The 20,438-nt window shown below is 41.3% G+C and carries 18 protein-coding genes; 4 read left to right on the top strand and 14 right to left on the bottom strand.

What is annotated here, in order from left to right; translation table 11 throughout:
- Window positions 1-2 precede the first annotated feature (2 nt).
- From N473_RS02560 to tmk, 3 genes are read right to left on the bottom strand one after another with little or no spacing between them, the layout of a single operon-like run.
- Window positions 3-329 carry a PilZ domain-containing protein gene (locus N473_RS02560; protein ID WP_039609768.1) on the bottom strand — a complete coding sequence of 109 codons (327 nt, stop codon included), beginning with the start codon at window positions 327-329 and terminating at the stop codon, window positions 3-5.
- 4 nt (window positions 330-333) lie between these two features.
- The gene (gene holB, locus N473_RS02555) at window positions 334-1,245 is read right to left on the bottom strand and encodes a DNA polymerase III subunit delta' (protein ID WP_063366584.1); all 912 of its coding nucleotides are present in this window, start codon (window positions 1,243-1,245) and stop codon (window positions 334-336) included.
- Window positions 1,246-1,279: 34 nt separating this feature from the next.
- Entirely contained in the window at window positions 1,280-1,909 is a 630-nt protein-coding gene (gene tmk, locus N473_RS02550; RefSeq protein WP_039609767.1) for a dTMP kinase, read from the bottom strand.
- 332 nt (window positions 1,910-2,241) lie between these two features.
- Here tmk and N473_RS02545 point away from each other — a divergent pair, with 332 nt between their 5' ends.
- Window positions 2,242-4,470, top strand: a complete 2,229-nt coding sequence (locus N473_RS02545; protein WP_063366583.1) for a GGDEF domain-containing phosphodiesterase — start codon at window positions 2,242-2,244, stop codon at window positions 4,468-4,470.
- Window positions 4,471-4,659: 189 nt separating this feature from the next.
- Here the strand turns inward: N473_RS02545 and adk are convergent, their stop codons facing one another.
- The 6 genes from adk to glk form a co-directional block, all read right to left on the bottom strand.
- Window positions 4,660-5,304, bottom strand: coding sequence for an adenylate kinase (gene adk / locus N473_RS02540; RefSeq protein WP_039609765.1), 645 nt, complete (start codon window positions 5,302-5,304; stop codon window positions 4,660-4,662).
- Between the two features lie 266 nt (window positions 5,305-5,570).
- Complete coding sequence (gap, locus tag N473_RS02535) at window positions 5,571-6,575, bottom strand: type I glyceraldehyde-3-phosphate dehydrogenase (RefSeq protein ID WP_039609764.1); 1,005 nt, start codon at window positions 6,573-6,575, stop codon at window positions 5,571-5,573.
- 16 nt (window positions 6,576-6,591) lie between these two features.
- The gene (locus tag N473_RS02530; protein WP_039610150.1) at window positions 6,592-7,212 is read right to left on the bottom strand and encodes a bifunctional 4-hydroxy-2-oxoglutarate aldolase/2-dehydro-3-deoxy-phosphogluconate aldolase; all 621 of its coding nucleotides are present in this window, start codon (window positions 7,210-7,212) and stop codon (window positions 6,592-6,594) included.
- A 22-nt stretch (window positions 7,213-7,234) separates the two neighbouring features.
- Window positions 7,235-9,088, bottom strand: coding sequence for a phosphogluconate dehydratase (gene edd, locus N473_RS02525; RefSeq protein ID WP_063366582.1), 1,854 nt, complete (start codon window positions 9,086-9,088; stop codon window positions 7,235-7,237).
- A gap of 272 nt (window positions 9,089-9,360) precedes the next feature.
- On the bottom strand, window positions 9,361-10,371 hold the full coding sequence (locus tag N473_RS02520; RefSeq protein ID WP_039609762.1) for a LacI family DNA-binding transcriptional regulator: 1,011 nt from the start codon (window positions 10,369-10,371) through the stop codon (window positions 9,361-9,363).
- Window positions 10,372-10,383: 12 nt separating this feature from the next.
- Entirely contained in the window at window positions 10,384-11,400 is a 1,017-nt protein-coding gene (glk, locus tag N473_RS02515; RefSeq protein WP_063366679.1) for a glucokinase, read from the bottom strand.
- 282 nt (window positions 11,401-11,682) lie between these two features.
- On the opposite strand from glk, the gene N473_RS02510 reads away from it, so the two are divergent.
- Both N473_RS02510 and N473_RS02505 read left to right on the top strand, forming a co-directional pair.
- A complete protein-coding gene (locus N473_RS02510; protein ID WP_063366581.1) occupies window positions 11,683-12,711 on the top strand; it encodes a LacI family DNA-binding transcriptional regulator in 1,029 nt (342 codons plus the stop codon).
- A gap of 76 nt (window positions 12,712-12,787) precedes the next feature.
- Window positions 12,788-15,124: a zinc dependent phospholipase C family protein gene (locus N473_RS02505; RefSeq protein ID WP_063366580.1), complete on the top strand. Its 2,337-nt coding sequence runs from the start codon at window positions 12,788-12,790 to the stop codon at window positions 15,122-15,124.
- A gap of 73 nt (window positions 15,125-15,197) precedes the next feature.
- On the opposite strand, the gene N473_RS02500 is transcribed toward N473_RS02505, so the two are convergent.
- Window positions 15,198-16,124, bottom strand: coding sequence for an ABC transporter substrate-binding protein (locus N473_RS02500; protein WP_231099507.1), 927 nt, complete (start codon window positions 16,122-16,124; stop codon window positions 15,198-15,200).
- A 75-nt stretch (window positions 16,125-16,199) separates the two neighbouring features.
- Complete coding sequence (locus tag N473_RS02495) at window positions 16,200-16,544, bottom strand: gamma-glutamylcyclotransferase family protein (RefSeq protein WP_063366579.1); 345 nt, start codon at window positions 16,542-16,544, stop codon at window positions 16,200-16,202.
- 280 nt (window positions 16,545-16,824) lie between these two features.
- Here N473_RS02495 and N473_RS02490 point away from each other — a divergent pair, with 280 nt between their 5' ends.
- A complete protein-coding gene (locus N473_RS02490) occupies window positions 16,825-17,916 on the top strand; it encodes a GGDEF domain-containing protein (protein WP_196766360.1) in 1,092 nt (363 codons plus the stop codon).
- A 6-nt stretch (window positions 17,917-17,922) separates the two neighbouring features.
- Here the strand turns inward: N473_RS02490 and N473_RS02485 are convergent, their stop codons facing one another.
- Genes N473_RS02485 through N473_RS02475 form a run of 3 tightly spaced genes read right to left on the bottom strand, consistent with a single transcriptional unit; the run spans window position 17,923 to window position 20,437 of the window.
- Window positions 17,923-18,738, bottom strand: a complete 816-nt coding sequence (locus N473_RS02485; protein WP_063366577.1) for a hypothetical protein — start codon at window positions 18,736-18,738, stop codon at window positions 17,923-17,925.
- The gene (locus N473_RS02480) at window positions 18,731-19,768 is read right to left on the bottom strand and encodes an MlaD family protein (RefSeq protein WP_063366576.1); all 1,038 of its coding nucleotides are present in this window, start codon (window positions 19,766-19,768) and stop codon (window positions 18,731-18,733) included. Before N473_RS02480 ends, N473_RS02485 begins: the two co-directional genes overlap by 8 nt.
- A 3-nt stretch (window positions 19,769-19,771) precedes the next feature.
- On the bottom strand, window positions 19,772-20,437 hold the full coding sequence (locus N473_RS02475; protein WP_063366575.1) for an ATP-binding cassette domain-containing protein: 666 nt from the start codon (window positions 20,435-20,437) through the stop codon (window positions 19,772-19,774).
- Window position 20,438: the final 1 nt, after the last annotated feature.

Genomic DNA, 20,438 nt, shown 5'->3' with positions numbered 1-20,438 from the left:
TCTTACATCGTATAGGTTGGTTTGTCTAAGTTCAGTGCTGTACCCAGCATTTTAACTATCTTATCGTTTATTAATTCAAACTCAGCATCGAAACTTACGCCAATGCCCGGGGGGTTGGAATTTTGAGCACCTTGGGGAGTGATCCAAACAACTTTACCAGTCACCTCCTCCTCTTCCAGTGCGTCAGGTAACATCACCCTCATTGAGACCGGAGTCCCCATATCAAACCTACTGTTTGTTTTAACAAAAAGGCCTCCGTTCTTTAAGTACGGCATGTAGCTTCGATACAACTCATCATTGTCTTCAATATCAACTAATAGTTCTTGCATGATATCAATCCTGTTTCAATACGCACTGAAGTCCAAACACCAAATTAGACAAGCTAAGAGTTTTATTTATACCTAAAATCTTGTGGTGATCGGACATGTATTTTTCAATCTTTTGGGTGCAATTATGAAACTGCACAAAGTTTATTTGCCCGACAGCCAGCTGCTGCTTGAACGCCTCAATTAAAAAGCGAGTAAAAACAGCATGTAAGCTAACGTCTTTCGATAGTGTACTCTCTAACGTATTTATATCAACAACGCTTGTAATATCATGAGCAACTTTCCACAATTCATCAACATCAGATATTAGCCCTTGGTTAGCCCAAGCCTCTAGCAGTAATGGCTGCTCTGAAAACGTGTCAGCCCAAAGGTATTCTTGGCTCGTTATGCCTTTAGATACTAGCCATTGTTGTGACTCGGTTTTATTTTTAACTGCAACTCGCACTTGATTACATCGACTCAATACGGTTGCTTTAACCTTAGATAAGTCGTTACAAGTCATCAAAATATAACGTTTAGAGGCTGGCTCCTCCAACGTTTTTAACAATGCGTTCGCTGCTGACTCTGTCATTTTTTCTATTTGCTCAATAACGACAACCTTATTTCCTCCCTGCTGAGCAGAGTGAAAAACAAAGTCATTTAATGCACGTACCTCATCAACACCAATACTGCCCGTATCGCCAGCCAAATAAAGTAAGTCAGGGTGATTTTGTGCACGTAACAACAAGCAACTCTTACATTGCCCGCAACTTGAAAGCACTTCAGCACTACGAATACACAATAAATCTTCGCTCAGTTTACGAACAAATTCACTTTTCCCGACGCCAATTAACCCATGAATTAATTGAGCATGATGAAAACGATTTCGCTCGAAGCTGTCTTGTAGTTGTTTACGTACCAAATCAATCCAAGGGTACATTATGCGACGCCTATATTACAAAAATACATCATATTTAACGCACCATAAGCTCATCTACAACCTCAATGCATCGCTTAAGCACTTCCTCTTGAGAATAACTGGCATCAATGACAGCAAATGATTCCGGCGCAGCTTTTGCCTGGATAAGATAACCTTCACGTGCTCGATTAAGAAAATCGAGTTTCTCAACCTCAAGTCGATCTAATCCTTCTCCTCTTTGCTGCACTCGCTGCAGACCCAGTTCAGGATCAAGGTCTAGAATAATATTGAGATCTGGTTTAAAGCCATTTAATGCAAGGTTGTTAATTGTCTCAATCGTATGGAGATCAATGCCTCGAGCATAATGCTGAAAGCTAAAAGTGGCGGCATCGAAGCGATCAGAAATCACTACTTTGCCCGACTCTATCGCTGGTTTGATTTTTTCTTCGATATGCTGAGCTCTTGCCGCACCAAACAACATCAACTCCGTTAGATCGGTCATTTGCGGTGTGTTCGGATCTAAAATAACTTCCCGGATCTTTTCACCGATGTCTGTACCACCAGGTTCACGAGTTAAAACAACTTCATACCCTTTTGAAGTTAAATACGCTTCAATACCTTTAATAACTGTCGTCTTTCCTGCACCATTGCTGCCATCACAGACTAACATGAACCCTTTGCTCATTATCACTTACTCAAATTTTTATGCTCTTATGTAATACACCTATACTACCGCCTTTTTCATGTTTAATCAGTAGATCCCGTTTCTTTTGCTTATTTCTCATCCAACCCGATACCAATATAAAGAATGAAAAGTTAAACCAAAAAGATTAACAATAGATCAATAAATTAACAAGGTAGAATAAAAAACAGACAAAATATTACCTTATCGTCAAGGTGACCCAAAAATGACAACGTTATCAAATTGATTTAAGTCTTTATTTTGTTGATTTGTCATTGAATTGTGTACAGTAAGACCTTAGTATTGTTCAAAATAATAATACGAAATATTTAGTTTTGAGCACATTAAGCAGATTTTTCTTACTTGAAGAAGAACAAAAACCACGTGTAAACGTCCCGACATGGCGTCTTAGTGCCCTTCGTATTATTTTAACCACTGGCCTTGTGTTATGCCTTGGTATTTTCCTTAACAGCTTGCCAGCGGCTATCGACTATAACTTAAACTATGTCATTGCATTGACTTCAGGGTTCACGATTACGTTAGCTGCTTTACTTTTATTTAGCAGTCGCTCCTTCTCTATAACTGCGCACTTACTACTTATATGCATCGCAACCGCTGGTGTGATGATTAAACTCTTTATCCCCAACCTACAATTAGCGCACCTAGGTTCCATATTTGTCTATATCACACCTATCATCGCATTAATTCTAGTTGGCAAAAAAACGGCTACCTTTTACGCAATATTAAATATCATCCCTTTCGTTCTTATATTAAAAAACATTAATATTGCTATCGTCCCCGCTGAGCAAAGAATGTTAGTTGACGCCGTTTTACACATACAACTGCTGCTATTTTTCTTCCTTAACTGTTGTATTCCTTTGGCAGTTTGGCGTACAAGCTTGGCGGCTAGTCGCTTAAACAAGCATATGCTCGAAAACAATACCTTGTTAGAGTCGCAAAAACAGATTTATCAACGTTTTTTTCAAAAGTCATTCAGCGCCATCATTTTGGTAGATCAAGACTTCAATATTGTGGAGGCCAATGACAAGGCTAAAAGGTTATTGAGTATTCAAACACTCCCTTTACCACTGTCTCTCAAGCGTATAACACCTGATAATATTGAGTATTTATCATACGACAACGAACTCTTAGACTCAGTCTCAAAAACATTTACTGTTGAGGACAAGTGTATAGAGGTTGCAGCGCAAGAACTGCATTCTAATGAGATCAAAGCCTGGTATCTTCAAGATGTTTCTGATCAACAACAGCTTCAGCAAGACTTGTTAACGCTTGACGTTGCACATCAGCAAGCAAAGTACTTTGATAAAGCAACCAATTTGCCAAATAAAACGTGGCTTCTTGAGCAGCTCCAAGCGCATATCGATAGGGGCAAACCTTTCGCCTTGCTAATCGCAGACAATTTAAATAAGCACGTTCTTGATTATATGATTGATGGCGAACAACACCGAACGCTTTATGCACGTATCAACCAGATTGTAGAGCAAGATGCTGAGCTGTTAGACCAAATCGCATATATCGGTGCAGGCCGCATCGCGATTTTAGTCGAGGCTAAAGGCCCACTTAAGGATATTGCAAGCCGCTGGCATAAAAAGCTAGATTTTTGGATAAAGCTGGGCCAGCATCAATTCCACTCAAAATATGCCATCGGTATTGCGACATACCCAGAGCATGGCTACATCGCTGAACGACTCCTAAAAAGTGCATTGCAAGCCTGTGAATTAAGGGCACCAAACCAAATAATTACCGTATTTGATCAGCTCACACGAAGACAAACATTAGCCAGACATGAAATGGCACTTTTACTAGAGAAATCTATTGAGCTAGGTGAACTAAAACTGTATTTACAAAGCAAGCACGACATCAATAAAAGCATCATTGGTTATGAAGCCCTTGCAAGGTGGCACAATAGTTTGCTGGGTTGGGTACCACCATCACAATTTATTCCTATTGCAGAAGAATTTGGCCTTGTAAGCCATGTAACCAGAACCATGTTGGACCGAGTCTGTCAATTTTTGACCGTTAACCCTCACATCAATGTCCCAATTGCCATAAATATTAGCTCCAGAGATATAGAAGATCCCCTTTTTATCTCTCAAATACAACATATCACTGGCAAGTATGGCATTGCGCCAAGCTCAATCGAGTTAGAACTGACCGAATATAGCTTTGCAGATGACCATAATCACGTAATGGATCAATTGGATGAATTAGGATTTATCTTGAGTATCGATGATTTTGGCACTGGTTATTCAAATATTGCACGCGTACTCGAATGCCCGATACAGCGCTTAAAGCTTGATAGAAGCCTACTAACAGACATAACGGACCTTAAAAAGCAGCGTTCGCTTCTACTTGGCCTCAAGACAATATGTGAAAACATGCAGATATCTTTACTTGCCGAGGGGGTTGAAACGCAAAAAGACTTCGACCGTTTAAGCAAACTTGGCATCACTGAGTTTCAAGGGTATTGGTTTAGTAAGCCCTGCTGTGCAAGTGAATTAAACCTAAAGACTATTGAAGAAAACAATAGTGTATTGTCATAAATCAGTAATATTAATAGCGTTAAATATACCTGTCTAAACATATTTGTTTGACATTTGAACTCCCCCTTGGATTATTTAGCGCTTGATTTTCAGGCGCCTTTTCTTTTTTAACTCACAAATTTACAAGATTTAAAACAAAAAAACCCAGTCACAAAGTAACTGGGTCTGTGCGCTTAATTAATTTTAAAATTAACCAAGTAGTTCGCCTAATTGCTGACTTACAGCGTCAACAGCTTGTGTGCCGTCTAGCTTGTGGTACTTAGTATTACCAGCGTCAGCTTCTTTGTTGTAGTAGTCAACAAGCGGTCTTGTTTGGTCGTGATAAATACCTAGACGCTTGCGCACCGTTTCTTCTGTATCATCAGCACGGATAATTAGATCTTCACCCGTTTCATCGTCTTTGCCCTCAACCTTAGGTGGGTTGTATACAACGTGGTAAACACGACCAGAACCAGGGTGTACGCGACGACCGCCCATGCGCTCTACGATGATTTCATCAGCAACATCAAACTCGATAACATGATCAATATTGATTGCATTTTCTTTCATTGCGTCAGCTTGAGGAATTGTGCGTGGGAAGCCATCTAATAGGAAACCTTTCTCACAATCAGGCTTTGCAATACGCTCTTTAACTAAGCCAATGATGATTTCATCAGAAACTAGTTGGCCAGCATCCATCACTTTTTTCGCCTCTAAACCTAACGGTGTGCCTTCGCTGATAGCAGCGCGAAGCATATCGCCGGTAGAGATTTGAGGGATACCAAATTTTTCCATAAGAAATTGAGCTTGAGTGCCTTTACCGGCACCAGGCGCGCCTAAAAGGATAATGCGCATATTATGTTCCTCGATTCTGAGTTTACTGTATTTTAATTGGTTGGAATTTTTTCATATTGCGCGTTGATACTCAAGTCACTTATACCAATTGATTAGAGGTTTTGTACCCTATCTCAAAAGAGCATGAAGATAATCAACAGATTGCATGAAAACCACTCACTTAATTCGTATAATCATCAAAATAAGTGGCATGGTAGAACAACACGCATAAAAAAGCCCCGCACATTTTGCAGGGCTTCATTTTAATACTTAGTTGCAATTATAAATTATAAGAATGCACCTAACGCTTTAACTTGGTCAATCATACGGTTTGAGAAACCCCACTCATTGTCATACCAAGCCATCACTTTAACCAGTTTACCCTCTGCTTTAGTTTGCGTCGCATCAAATACTGATGACGCTGGGTTGTGGTTAAAGTCGATTGAAACAAGTGGCAAGGTATTGTATTCAAGCACACCCGCCATTGCACCTTCTGCGGCAGCTTTAACAATTTCGTTCACTTCTTCAGTAGTTGTTTCACGCTTAGCAACGAAGGTTAAATCAACTAAAGACACGTTCACTGTAGGAACACGTACAGCCATACCGTCAAGTTTACCAGCAAGCTCAGGCAATACTAAACCAACCGCTTTTGCCGCACCTGTTTTAGTTGGGATCATTGACTGTGTTGCACTACGAGCACGGTATAAATCTTTGTGATACACATCACATAAGTTTTGGTCATTTGTGAATGCATGAATCGTTGTCATGCTACCCTGCTCTATACCAATGACATCGTTTAGCGCTTTTGCAACTGGCGCAAGACAGTTAGTTGTACATGATGCATTTGAGATAATGTTACTGTTTTCATTTAACACATCGCTATTAACGCCGTGAACAACAGTCGCATCTAAATCTGTACCAGGCGCAGAAACAATTACTTTTTTCGCGCCCGCTTCGATGTGCTTAGCCGCAGCCTCACGAGATGTGAAAATACCGGTACACTCTAGTACGATATCAACATTTAATGCTTTCCAAGGAAGATTTGCAGGATCACGCTCTTGAGTTAGCGTAATTTCATCATTACCGATAACGAGTGTATTACCAGCAAGTGTCAACTTTTCATTAAAACGACCATGTACCGAATCGAATTGAGTTAAGTGTGCGTTTGTTTCTGCTGGAGCAAGATCATTGATGGCAACAATCTTGATTTGGTCATTTTGACCTGATTCGTAAAGTGCGCGTAGTACGTTGCGACCGATGCGGCCATAGCCATTAATTGCGATGTTGATCATGATTACATTCCCCTAATTATTTAACTTCACTTGCTTGTTTTGCAAGCGCTTCGATGGCTTGCCAGTCTTTATTTGCAATTAGCGATTTATCCAACATCCAAGTACCGCCAACACAAATTACATTGTTTAACGCCAAGTATTTAGGCGCGCTTTCAAGCGATATTCCGCCCGTTGGGCAAAATGTCACTTGTGGAAGAGGTCCACCAATTGATTTAAGCATGGGTGCACCACCAGCAGCTTCTGCTGGGAAAAACTTCAAAAACTTAAAGCCATGCGAGGCAAGTTCCATTGCTTCACTGGGTGTAGCTGCACCCGGTAAAAATGGAATATCAGTGCTTTTAGCAAGTTCTAGTAATTCTGAGCTCACACCAGGGCTTACCATAAAGTCTGCGCCCGCATTAACCGAGGCTTCGAAAGAAGCTTTGTCAACAACAGTGCCAGTGCCAACATAAGCTTCTGGTAACGCTTCTTTAATTTGCTTTACCGCTTCAGCTGCAACAGGCGTTCGAAGCGTTACTTCTAGAGCACGCAGACCACCATTGTATAAAGCACGCGCCAACGGAATTGCATCTTCTAATTCTTCTATGACAATTACCGGTACTACGGGCGCTGCCGATAAGATCTCTTGTATTTTCATATTTACCCCATCCCCAATGTTGTTATTCGTCGATACCAAAGGCGCTAGCACCCAAGTCCGCACTGCTCACCATGTTTCTAAACCCGGTGAATAGCTCTCGGCCAGTACCAAATGTGAGTTCTGGTTGTGTTAATTCTAATTCGCGCTCTGCGAGTTCTTCATCTGACACATGTAAAATTAAATCACCATTTGGCGCGTCAAGCGTGATCATGTCACCTTCGCGGATCTTCGCGATAATGCCGCCTTCAACGGCTTCTGGCGCTAGGTGAATAGCAGCAGGTACTTTACCTGACGCACCTGACATACGACCATCTGTCACAATCGCAACTTTATAACCTTGGTCTTGCAAGGTTGCCATTACTGGCGTCAATTTATGTAACTCAGGCATGCCTTTGGCTTTAGGACCTTGCTCTTTAATCACAGCAATAAAGTCTTGGTTAAGTTCGCCATTGGCAAACGCATCTTGAAGAGATGCTTGTGAACTAAATACTTTTGCAGGAGCAGAAACAAACTGGTGTTTCTCGGCAACGGCTGACACTTTAATTACCGCTTTACCCAAGTTACCTGTTAATAGCTGCAAGCCACCTTGCTTGTTAAATGGATTAGATACCGGTCTAAGCACATCTTCGTCTAAAGAGTTTTCAGGGCATGGTACCCACTTAACCTTGCTTGGGCCTTCACTGTTGGTCATGATCACATTGGTATCAACATCTAAAACAGGCTCTTTGGTGTAGTCGTCTAAGCCTTCACCAACAATGGTTTTAACATCATTATGCAAATAACCCGCATCGCGCAGTTCGCGCATTAAGAAGCCCATACCACCAGCTGCTTGGAAGTGGTTTACATCCGCTGAACCATTTGGATAAATTCGAGTTAAAAGTGGCACTACTTCTGACAGCTCAGCCATGTCTTTCCATGTGATCTGAACGCCAGCAGCCTTCGCCATTGCAACAAGGTGTATTGCGTGGTTAGTAGACCCCCCTGTCGCGAGTAAACCAACTAACCCATTGATAACGGTCTTTTCATCAACAATCTCACCAATTGGGTTTGCCGATTTAGTTTCAATAAGTTGTTCAAGCATCATTTTCACAGCACTGGCTGTTAGACCATCTCGTAACTCAGTGTACGGATTAATGAATGAACTTCCTGGCAAATGAAGACCCATGATCTCCATCAACATCTGATTTGAGTTTGCGGTGCCATAGAAAGTACAGGTACCCGCGCTGTGATATGATGCACTTTCCGCTTCTAATAACTCTTCACGGCTTACAAGACCTTGTGCAAAGCTCTGACGTACACGCGCTTTCTCTTTGTTAGGAATGCCTGACTCCATTGGTCCGGCTGGCAAGAAAAAGATTGGTAGATGGCCGAAAGAAAGTGAACCGATAAGCAGTCCAGGAACAATCTTGTCGCATACACCTAAGCAGAAAACACCGTCAAACACATCGTGTGACAAGGCCACTGCAGTAGACATCGCAATAACGTCACGTGAAAATAAAGACAGCTCCATACCGTCACGACCCTGTGTAACACCGTCACACATCGCAGGTACACCGCCAGCAACCTGTGCTGTGGCGTCATATTTTGTCGCTATCTTTTTAATTAAATCTGGGTATTCGATATAAGGAACATGTGCAGAAAGCATGTCATTGTAAGAGTTGATAATCGCTAGGTTTGGCTGATCGTCAGCTTTTAATCTTGCCTTATCGCTACTTGAACAAGCAGCCATTACGTGCGCTAAGTTACCACACCCAAGTCCAGCTCTTACGCGTGTTTGTTTTTTTGCTTCTTGTATACGCTTAAGGTAGGCACTACGAGTTGTCTGGCTGCGTTTAGCGACTCTTTCAGTAACTTCTTGAATTCGAGGATGCAACATAATCCGCCTCTCTGCATGTTTAGAGGAAAAAGGCTCAGCACATCTCACATGTACTGAGCAGCTTTGATTTACCCGTTCAAAGGTACGCTGGCAGGTTGTCTCTCACCTCAACCTGACACCGGTGTCACTGTATTAACTCACACTTATGACACCGGTGTCAACCCATTGAACATTAAATTTAGATTAAATTCGGTCCATATCTAAATTATGGACAAAAAAAGCCCAATCGCTAGGGATTGGGCTTTGAACAAGTAGATGTAATTGTAAATGGGTTACTTAGCAGCGGTAGACTCTCTGGTAATGAGCTTGGCTTCAAGTACTTTTTGATAAACTTCTGTTGAAGGATCAGATATTTGTAATATAAGTTGTTCCACTGCTTGACGCGTCATTTCTTCAACTGGCTGTGCAATTGTAGTTAAGCCAGGCCATATATGTCTGGCGATAGGTGCATTGTCAAAACCCGCAATAGAAATATCTTCAGGCACCCTAAGCTTCCTTTGAGTCGCTAACTTGAGCACGGCTGCCGCCATGTAATCATTTGATGCAAATACTGCAGTTGGCATCGGCTCTATATCTAAAATCTCTTTCGCACTATCAGCACCTGAGTGGTAACTGAAGTTACCCTGCGCGACTAAGCTTTCTTTAAATTCTATGCCATGGTTCAGTAATGCATTCTGATAGCCACTAAAGCGTTTTTCCGTCGCACTATGGTCTCTGTGACCTTTAATAAATGCGATATCTTTATGACCGAGTGAAATTAAATGCTCTGTTAACTCGTAAGCACCTTGCTCATCATTACTGCTGACTGAAATAGATGACTCATCTTCTAAAGCCGATGCAACACGAGCAAAAGGCACATTTTGCGTTTTCAGGAAATCAATTAGCTCTTGTGAATCGGAAAATGGCGGGGTCAAGACGAGTCCATCTAGTCTGGAGGTCGTCAATAATTGATCAACGTTGTGGATCAATTCCTCGCCTCTGAGCTCACACGGGTGAATAAGCAAGTTATAATTGAATTTATGACACGCTTCTAACGCGCCGCTTTGTACCCGAGTAATATAACTTTTACTCGGATTGTCATATAAACAGCCAATAATAAAGCTTTTGTTTCGCGCTAATCCACGTGCAATCGGGTTCGGCTTATAGTCCAACTCTTTAAAAACTTGGAGTACCTTTTCACGCGTAGCTGGACTTACATTAGGTTCATTATTAAGTACCCTAGAGACCGTTTTTTTCGAGACTCCAGCATACTCAGCTACGCTGTTAATGGTTACTTTTTTCATATTTATTCCAATTTACGAAAATTGGTTACGGCTGTGAAGACACGCCGCCGCACCAATTAAAGGAATATTATCCTGCACAACTAAAGTTACTGGAATTTGCCCAGCGTACTGAGACATTATCCCTTTTTCTGTAAACCTTTCAACAAATCGACTAGACATTAGTCGTTCGGTCATGCGGGGTAAAATTCCACCGCCAATAAACACGCCACCTAACGCCCCAAAGGTTAACGCAAGATCACCTGCAACACTGCCAACCCAATCACAAAATTGATTCAGCGTTGCATCACATACTTCACACTCTTGCGCTCTCGCGCTTATCTGTGCAGCATTTAAATCTTCAGCTTGCACACCTTTTACTTGAGCCATCGCTTTATATAATCTGGCAAGCCCCGGGCCAGAAAACACAGTTTCAACAGACACATGCCCAATACTTTCTTTTAAAACATGCAACAATTGTCTATCTAACTCAGTCACCGCAGCCAAACTTATATGGCCAGCTTCACAGCTCAATACTGAACTACTGTGTATATCACTCACATGACAAGCGGCGCCAAAGCCCGTACCAGGACCCATTACAGCGATGTTAGCACCCGGTGCAGCTTGTCCTGCCTTGATTTGTATATTGTCTTCTTTTTTCAAGTAAGGCGCAGCATAAGCAAATGCGGCAAAATCATTTATGACCGCACACTGCTCAAAACCAAACTGAGTCTGTACTTCTTGAGTATTAAAATTCCAGCCTAAATTGGTTAAAAATACCTGATGACCTTTAATTGGCCCGGCGACTGCAAAGCATGCTCTGGAAGGTTTTGAAATAGTGAGTGAATCGAGGAAAGCTGATAAAGCTGATTCAAAAGACTGAAACTCTGCACTTGGAAAAGTGAGTTGATGGGCAATTGTAAACTGGTTAGAGTCTAAATCGTATTCTGTCACGACGGCAAATCGAGCATTTGTACCACCAATATCGGCAACGATAATCGGCTCGAAGGCACGGTCATGACCATTAAAACTGTTAAGTGTTGTCTGGCTCATGCTGTTTTTCTCTGTTGTTGCGGTGTTCCAAACACCTATTTGGGGGCTACCCCAGTTGTTATCCCAAATCATAATCAGCCGAAACTTTGCACGCAGGCTGAAAAAAAGAGCTGCCCTAATTTAGGGCAGCCAAATACGTTTTGACAACAAAATGATAAAACATCTACATTATGACACCGGTGTCAAAGTACATCAATAAAAATTTACGTCTTTTATGAAATTGGTTGCAAAAAAAAAATAATCAAAGACAATGTTCACGACGCAATTAAACTAATTTTGAACATGAAAACAAAAGGTAAAGCGACTTCCTTTGACATTGCGCATTTTGCAGGTGTCTCACAATCCACAGTGTCTAGAGCACTGCGTAATAGCCCTCTTGTCAACGAGGAAACCCGCAGGAAAGTGTGGGAAGTAGCTAAAAAGCTTAATTACAAAGTAGATAAAAATGCCAGCAATTTACGCACTCAGCAAAGTGCGACTCTGGCAATATTGTTATTTGAAGACCCGACAGGTGACGAGTCTCAAATCAATCCGTTTTTCTTAAACATGCTAGGTAGCATTACCCGAGCATGTGCGAAAGAAGGCTATGACCTGCTTGTTTCTTTTCAATCTATCAGCCAAGACTGGCGGGCAGAATACGAAGACAGCCACCGGGCAGATGGCATTATTTTACTAGGCTACGGTGATTATATGGATTACCAATCGCGTCTTCAGAATTTACTCGCACAAGATACCAAGTTTGTATGCTGGGGTGCCAAAGTCGAAGGCCGACAAGACTTAACCGTTAGTTGCGATAACTACGGTGGTGGTCAACTTGCTGCCAAGCACTTGATCGCCAATGGAAGAAAACACTGCGTTTTCATCGGTGATGCGTCCGAACACAGCCCAGAGTTTTTAACTCGATTTAAAGGTTTTAAAGACATATTAGAGCAACACAATATCCCATTAGGCGAGCGAAATATTGCCAATGCTATCTCCACTGAGGACTCAGGCTACCATGCTACACGATCCCTTTTAGCCAACAATGTTAAGTTTGATGCCCTTTTTGCCGCAAGCGACCTGATAGCTATCGGTGCAATCAAAGCGTTAAAAGAAGCGGGGCTAAAGATCCCAGAAGACGTGAACGTCATAGGGTTTGATAATATCGCAGCAGCAAATTACATCACGCCTTCACTGACCACAATTCAACAAAACACGACTTTGGCAGGCCAAATGCTAGTCTCTAATTTACTCTCTTTGATTAGAGGTGAAGAAATCACCGATACTTTGTTGCCACCTAAATTAATTATTCGAGAAACCACATCAAAGTAGATGTAATAGGAACATATAGCTATAATTGATTGTTTTTAATTTAGAATTTCATTTTTTCACAATCAAGATAGCAACAATGAAACGATTAGCAATACTCGCCCTTTTGTGCAGCACCAATGCAGCAGCATTTAAAATAGATACACACGTTTGGGTCGGACAACAAGTTATTGAAGACTTGGAAGATGGCAAATTGGATTTTGATATCGAGGGTCAAACCATATCAATTCCTGTTAATAACATCACTAAGGACATTATCCTCAACAATCAAAGTTACTACAGAGCGGGAAACATTGGCCCAGATATGTCACCAGATGTATTTGTGGGTCAATCCCAAATCCACACTGAAAATAAATTAGACAACACCATGTGGAATACCAATTCGTGGTTAAACTTTATTGATCGAGTCGCTGAGAGCAATTCTGAGCGCGCTTTTGCATTGGGCTTTAAAGCACATGCTTCAGCAGATATTTTCGCACATACCTATGTGAACCGATATGCGGGTGGTGCCTTTGATTTGGCTGATGGAGAGATAGATGTCGAGATTCGTCATATTTTAATCGAAAACCTGATATCTAAATACACTCCAAAAGGCAGCTATAGCAACCAAATTAGTGTCCCTACCACTTTTATACGAGACAAAATAGTCTATCACCAGGACACTCAAGCACAGTGGAATTCGCCGTCAGGCGCTCATTTATACGCTATCAATAACCTTCGTGAAAATGTTGATAAACTTGCTAATTCAAGTTTATGGCACGATCTAAAGGTGGAAGCGGTAAAAGCCATTGCTAGAGCTCAACTCAAGATACAATTGAATGATTCTACAGCTGAAAAGGTCGTTAAACTGGGTGAAGAAATCAATAAGGCTGGTAACTGGAGTATCGACCGCGCTCAACACGTCAAAGACTCTGTTTCAAGTTTGCAAAAAGAATTAAATCGAGGTCACGAAAAACTGATTCATGAGCAACTGAATGCCCTTGAAAATTCAGCCGATGCTATCGTCAATCTACACAGTGAAATTATATCAGCGAAAACAAAAGCCCTCGAGTTACAAAACAAACTTCATAGTATCCCTGAAAAATTATACAAACAAGTTGAGAAGAAAGTCTGTATAACCATAGTACTTAGCAAGATATGTGAATTAGATTGGGTTGACAAACTAATTGGCATAAACCCTGCGTACACACTGCAAAAAAAGCTCATTAAAGAACAGCAAAACTTAATTGATAGCCTTGGACGCTCAGTATCGGAGCAAGTAGATGATGCAAAAAAAGCTTCTAAAGACTTGCACGATATTATTAGCTCCACCATTGAGCTCGAGAATCAACTAAGCAATAACCTAATAGAAACTTTACAACAATACAACTTGACCTCAATCAGTCCTGTTGAAGCTTTCCTCAAAGCGTGGGTTGACAATATTGATTTAGCAACATCACGATATATACATAACCTCAACTATGCTGTCATCTACTCTGTGAGTGACAAAGCACACTCGCAAAAGCTAATAACCCAATGGGTGAAATGCAATTCGAGCGCCCTACTGGGTGCTCCATTCCACCTAACCGACTCGCAGTGTATAGTGCATAATTACTTAAATGAAATGATCAGCAAACTTGGAGATATTGCACCTATCATCAGTCCCGCGGCTGCCATTCACAAAAAAATGAGCGAACTTAAGGATAAAGCAACAAAAGAAGTTGTTGAAGTACTCATTAAAAAGCTCACTAGCGATGAGCTGTATCAACTGTTTAAGCATTTGCAATCTGACATGGGAGAAATTGCCCTACAGAATGCCTTCAAAGTAGATAATTCAGGTAAAGGGTTGATGACTACACATGACATTGTGACCCGAATTAAAGCTGATATGCATGTAAATGGCGGGAGTCAATTTGATGTCAATCGATTCGCAGCAATTCGCAACGCTGTTACATTGGCAAAATTAAGCATCCTAAACCATAGTGAACTAAATACTCTCATTGCAAAGTTTGGGCTATCCACGAGTACACATTATGGTAGAAATTTTTACTACGCTGGCGAAAACATCTTAACTTCAGCGGTTCGTTCACTTGATGGTAATCATCAATGGCAAGAAACTGCACCGCAATATGTGCGCCGAGATGGATATCAAGGTGTACCAGCCAATGAGCGTATTTTTGGCTACGCACGCAACGATGGCAGGGCTGGATTTAAGTTATGGGAAGATAACAATGCGCGTCGCTCTATATTTAAACGCTTGTTTATTGGTCCACTCGTACCAGGCATTGATGCCCCGCATGAAGTCGGTCTATCACCACTCAAAGGTATTCAGTACAAATTAGATACGTGCCATTTCGCACCATTTCCAATTGATGAAAATGATAGAACCTGTACAAGTATCAAACTACTACCTGTACTTATAGTTACTTCAAGATAAAAATATTAGCTGTTTAAACTTCAAACTATCAATACCTCTAATAAATCGGGCCTTTAGGCTCGATTTATTAGGCTCAAGATGATTTACAACGACTAAACAAAAGCTGCCAGTTTTCTTTATTCATATTCACCCACTGTATAGCAACTTCCTTCACAGTTAAGCGCTCAACATCAACTTTAGCTGACAAGTGTTCAACTTCATTTTTGCTCAGATCGAGTTTTTTTATGCCACTAGCCAAACAAGGAAACATTTTAGCAAACCGATTACTAGACACCTTTTTGAGCCAACCCGCTTTTGGATTGCCACAATCATATGCCAGCTTTGAATTCACACCCCATTGCTTGTCTTGTTCACACGCTTTGGAATGTGCGGGGAACTCAACAAATTCGCCGGGGTAGACAGCCCCAACCCAGTTAGGCGTCCAGTTGAATACCAATATCGGGCGCTTATCAGCAATTGCCCCTTTCAGTTCTTGCCAAATTGCTTCTCCGTTATCCAGTTGCTTTACTATAAAATTTAAACCTAATGATTTAATTCGCGCCCTATCTGGCTTTTCCCAAGGCCCTGAAACATAGACCCCCTTTCCTTTTGAACCAATCCTTGCAAACACCCTATCGCACTTTCTAAGCGCTCTCCAATCAGGCAGACCTGGGCACATATCTTTGACATAGAGTGGATACCACCAATCCTCTCGAGTCACCATTGAATAGTTTCCAAGGTCCACAATTGCGCCAGCTCGGTGCAATTGAGTAAATTTATCTTCCATCGTTCCCTGCCACACTTCTAATTGTAAGTCGGCTCTATCGGTCTTTAATAAAAACCACTGCATATCAACTGTGACCTCTATTAGCTCCACCTCATAACCAAGCCTGATAAATATTTGTTCGGCAATATTGGCTAAGATCTGTTGGCTCGTCCAATCATTCACGACAATCCGGATCGGTGCGGCCAAAGCATAACTATTAAAGAGTAAAAGAAATAACCAAGCTCTTTTCATCATAAATATTGACTTTGCATTTAATAAATAACCAAGCTCACTAAGCAATGTAGGTATACCGCTACATTTTTACTCTTATTAAGCCTGTTTCACTAACGTATAAATATATGCAAAGCACATCTCTCCAGATGCTTTTTTTACCTCACATATTTCCCTTTTATACTCAGAGCCTTCAAATCCATCTAACTCCAGCAAATAATCTGCAAGTTGTGCAGAGTAAAATAATTGACCCTTTACCCATTTGCCTTGATCATCCAGCTCAATACCCGGGTACCCCATAGCAGCGCCCCAACCTTGCTCGTATAGTTTTCCTTTTACCCAGCCTGTTTCAAAATCACCATCCAAGGGACTCAAAACATGCTCGTTTGCACACCCCGGCGCCAAAGAGCCATAGACAAATAATTGATTAAGTGCTTTGTTCATATTTCTTCCTCAGAAAATATGTCATGTATTACTATAGAATACCCCTCCTATTTAGCCTTATCTCGTGCACGTAACCGCGCGAATTAATGCAAAAGTCAAAACGTTTGCTAAGATTTACGTAAGCTGTGCATGAAGCTACGTGTAAGATGTTAATTGAGAACACCTCTAGAATAATCAAAAAAGGACACTGTAATTAGTGCAAGTTCATGATTTAACCTTAATGCTCTCCCTGTTTTTCGCTTCGATTACCGGCGCAATTGTCCTTAGTGCTATCACAAAAATGAGCCAAACAATTGAGGGAACTCGATATTGGGCAATTGCACTCGGCATATTATCCATTGCCTATTTATCTCAGCTCTCTATGCAAGGCATGCCAAGGTTTGTCATGGTCATCACCTTCAACACTTGCCTGATCCTAGGGCATGCATTTTGGTTAATCGGTGCTTGGCATTTTGTCCACAAGCCACCCTCTAAGCAAAAAATATACCTGCTCATCATCCCAGTCCTTATCTTGTCATTGGTTTTTACTGTGCTAATACCAGATAGGTCACTGCGTCTACTCGTTATTGGTGTCTGGCTACTGCTAGTTAGAGCGAATTATGGTTGGGTTCTATGGCAGTATGCAAAACATGACAGAAATGAGTATATAGCCGTCACAATAACGGTATCTGTAGTTCTATTAGAACTTATATTAAGCTTCTTCTACACCCTGTATGGTGCTTTTGGTGCACTGCCAAGTATTGGCGAAAAGTTCAGTTGGGTCGGAGGATATACTTGGGTCGTTGCGTTAATCGGCATCATCGCAGGGGTCCCTCTTCTAATGCTACTCAGTGTAGGCCGGTTTGTTCGCAAACTAGAATATGCTGCACATCACGATGAACTGACAGATTTGCTCAATCGCAGAGGCCTATCTAAATGTTTGGATAGCATCATGCCTTTATCCCAACGCAAGTGTCGTTCACTGAGTGTTATAATGCTTGACGTTGATCATTTTAAATACATCAATGATGAATTTGGTCATCAAACCGGCGACCAGATACTCGCACACGTTGGCAAAAAGTTAAAATCGTCTGTTCGCGCTTCTGATCTCGTCACTCGTTGGGGGGGAGAAGAGTTTTGCATTGTCTTATTTGACACCTCTCCAGCGCACGCGATGCAACTGGCAGAAAAAGTCAGAGCTGCATTCTCTGAAAGTTTAGAGCAACTTAACCCTCAATTAAACAGCGTGACCCTAAGTGCTGGAATTGCCAATACTGAAACAGTCACCAAAGCGGCGTTTGAAGCAACACAACTGCAAGCAGATAAAGCGCTCTATCAAGCAAAAAGTAATGGTAGAAACCGAAGTGAAATGCATTTAATTGAAGATGTATAAATCTTGTCAAAATGGCATATTGGTAGAGATTTCTTTTAAGCGCATGGAAAAATAAGTAGCTTTGTCTTTATCACCGTTTGCTTCGTACCACTGTACAGCAAGTACATAACACGCTTTAATCCGGTTAGTTAGCTCAAGTTCAGAAAAATGTGCTAGCGCCATGTCGATTGCAGACCGAGCTTGTCTATCTTGTTCTTGCACACGCCATTTTGCATTGTAATAAATGGCGAAAGAGAGTATTTCAATGTTACTTAAAGTGCCGTTCGATTTAAGCTGTTTCAGTGTATTCAAATCACTGTCTACCCTCTCCCAATCCCATGAATTTTCTCCAGAGTACAACCAGCCTAACCAGCGATAGTATATGTGCTTCTCGATGTCATTTTTATATTCAACACTTAACTCATTGGCCATATTTTTAGCCAAAGAGGCCTTACCAAGTGCATTTGTAAACTTCGCTTCGACTGAACGAATGGGTAATACAATGTCAGCCCCCTCATATTGATGAAGCGCTTTTGCTTTATCGATAGAAGCTAGCGCTTGTTCAAACCGGTTTTGGTTTATATAAATGGTCGCTTGTTTAAGGTGTAAAATGCCCATCAGTGTCAAATCATTTCGCATGTTCGCGTATTTATAACTCGTTTGATAATTACTCAAAGCAAGAGCGAGTTTTTCTTCTTGACGCTTTCTATCCCCTCGGGCCATCCACGTATTTGCGAGTTCCAAATATTTGGTAACACGATATTGCTTTTCGGGTGCACTTGAACATCCAATATTTATGAGTGCAAACATAACAAACATTACGGTACATGCCAGTTTAATCATGCATTTCCACTCCCGTGGTCCGAGGCTGCTTTTCTATGCCATCTTTTAACATTGGATGGTTGTTTAACGCCTGTAAGGTCTTATCCATTTTATCCAATACCTGTTGCATGCTATGAATCGCTATGGCGAATTGCTCCCTCTCACTGTGAACATCTTTGAGCATAATCTGCATGACAGTGAGACTCTCATTTAAATTGTTTAAGACAATGGGTAATTGCCTCTCAGTGACATCACCAATTATCTTTGCTGGCTCTGCATAGTTGTTTAATGTAGAACCAGCTTGTCCCATCAGCCGCTCAGTGGTGAGCAGCGTTGTATTGATTTGTTCCAATACTTTTGGCATTTGCTCTAATACCTGCTGACTTTGCGCCAGCGTACGCTCAGCGTCAGGTAGCAAATCGCTACTTTTGACTTCTTCACTCACCACCATCAAATTATCACTAATTTTAGCCACACGATCTAAGACTCTAAATATTGCTCCCGCCTCTGGGTTGTCTTCTTTTTGAAAGTTTTGTAGTAGCTGGTTGATACTGCCCAAGATACTTTCAATATCATCCCCTTTTTGTGCAATCAGACCTTTATTGACATAGTTTTTACCAAGCTCACTATTGATATGGGGGATGTAGCTATCTGGCGCTAGCTCAATGTATTCTTTCACGCTACTAAGATCCGGTAGAATAAGCTCAAAAGTCGTGACATCATCAAAAATTGGATGTTGTTCACCAGCCAGTACCGCATACTTTACAACTTTGTTTTGATACTCCCTAAATACCCATAGCTCAACTTCAATTAAATTAGACTCATGGTCCAATCTGAATCCGTCTATTCGACCCACTTTTAGGCCTTTAAAATAAATAGCAGGTAAGGCACTTAACCCACTCGCATCTTGTAATACCGTTTTATAATAGGTTTTGTCGGCGAAAGTATGGTTGTTCACTAGGATCATCGCAGTCATGATTAACAACATAAATATACCTGCCACACCAAAGAGCAAGACGATATTATTCGTTTTTTTTACGCTGTGCTGCATCAGTTAAAACTCCGAAAAGCAGAACAGTTCATTCAGCTCTAACTGCTCATCAGCTAACGTTTCAATGACTTCTTTACGATTGGAACACAAAATTAATGTCGTCCCCTGAGCCTTTAATTGCACTAACAACTTAAGTACATACTCTCCCCACTGCTCGTCAATCTCTGCCATCGGGGCATCCCAGATCACCGCGCGGGGTTTGAGTAAAAGAGCACGAGCAAGGCCCGCTAATGAAGCTTGTCCCGAGGACAGCATCTCTGTACGCTGCGGTAAGTAGTGCTGTAATGCAAACTCCTCAGCAAGGGTATTGATCCGGTGATATTTTTCAGATTTATCCAATTCTTTGTAATGACGATTCAAAGGCAACATCAAATTCTCTTCTAATGTCAGGTTGGAAATTAGCCCTGACAATTGAAATACCACGCCCACATCGCGTCTAAAATCCGAGTAATCTTTTGCATTCAATGTATTTACATCACGTCCATCAACCAAAACTTGGCCACTATCAGGTCGAATGATGTCGCTCGCAATACTGAAGAATAACGTTTTGCCACACCCAGAGCGGCCTGAAACAACTAAGCAACGCCCACTGCTTACGCATGCATTTAAGTCATTAAAAATGGTTTTGTTTTTTACAGAATGGGAGATATTTTTAAACTCAATTTGCATT

The sequence above is a fragment of the Pseudoalteromonas luteoviolacea CPMOR-1 genome (genome assembly GCF_001625685.1).
Taxonomy (GTDB): domain Bacteria; phylum Pseudomonadota; class Gammaproteobacteria; order Enterobacterales; family Alteromonadaceae; genus Pseudoalteromonas; species Pseudoalteromonas luteoviolacea_K.
This window is presented reverse-complemented; position numbering and strand designations above follow the sequence as displayed.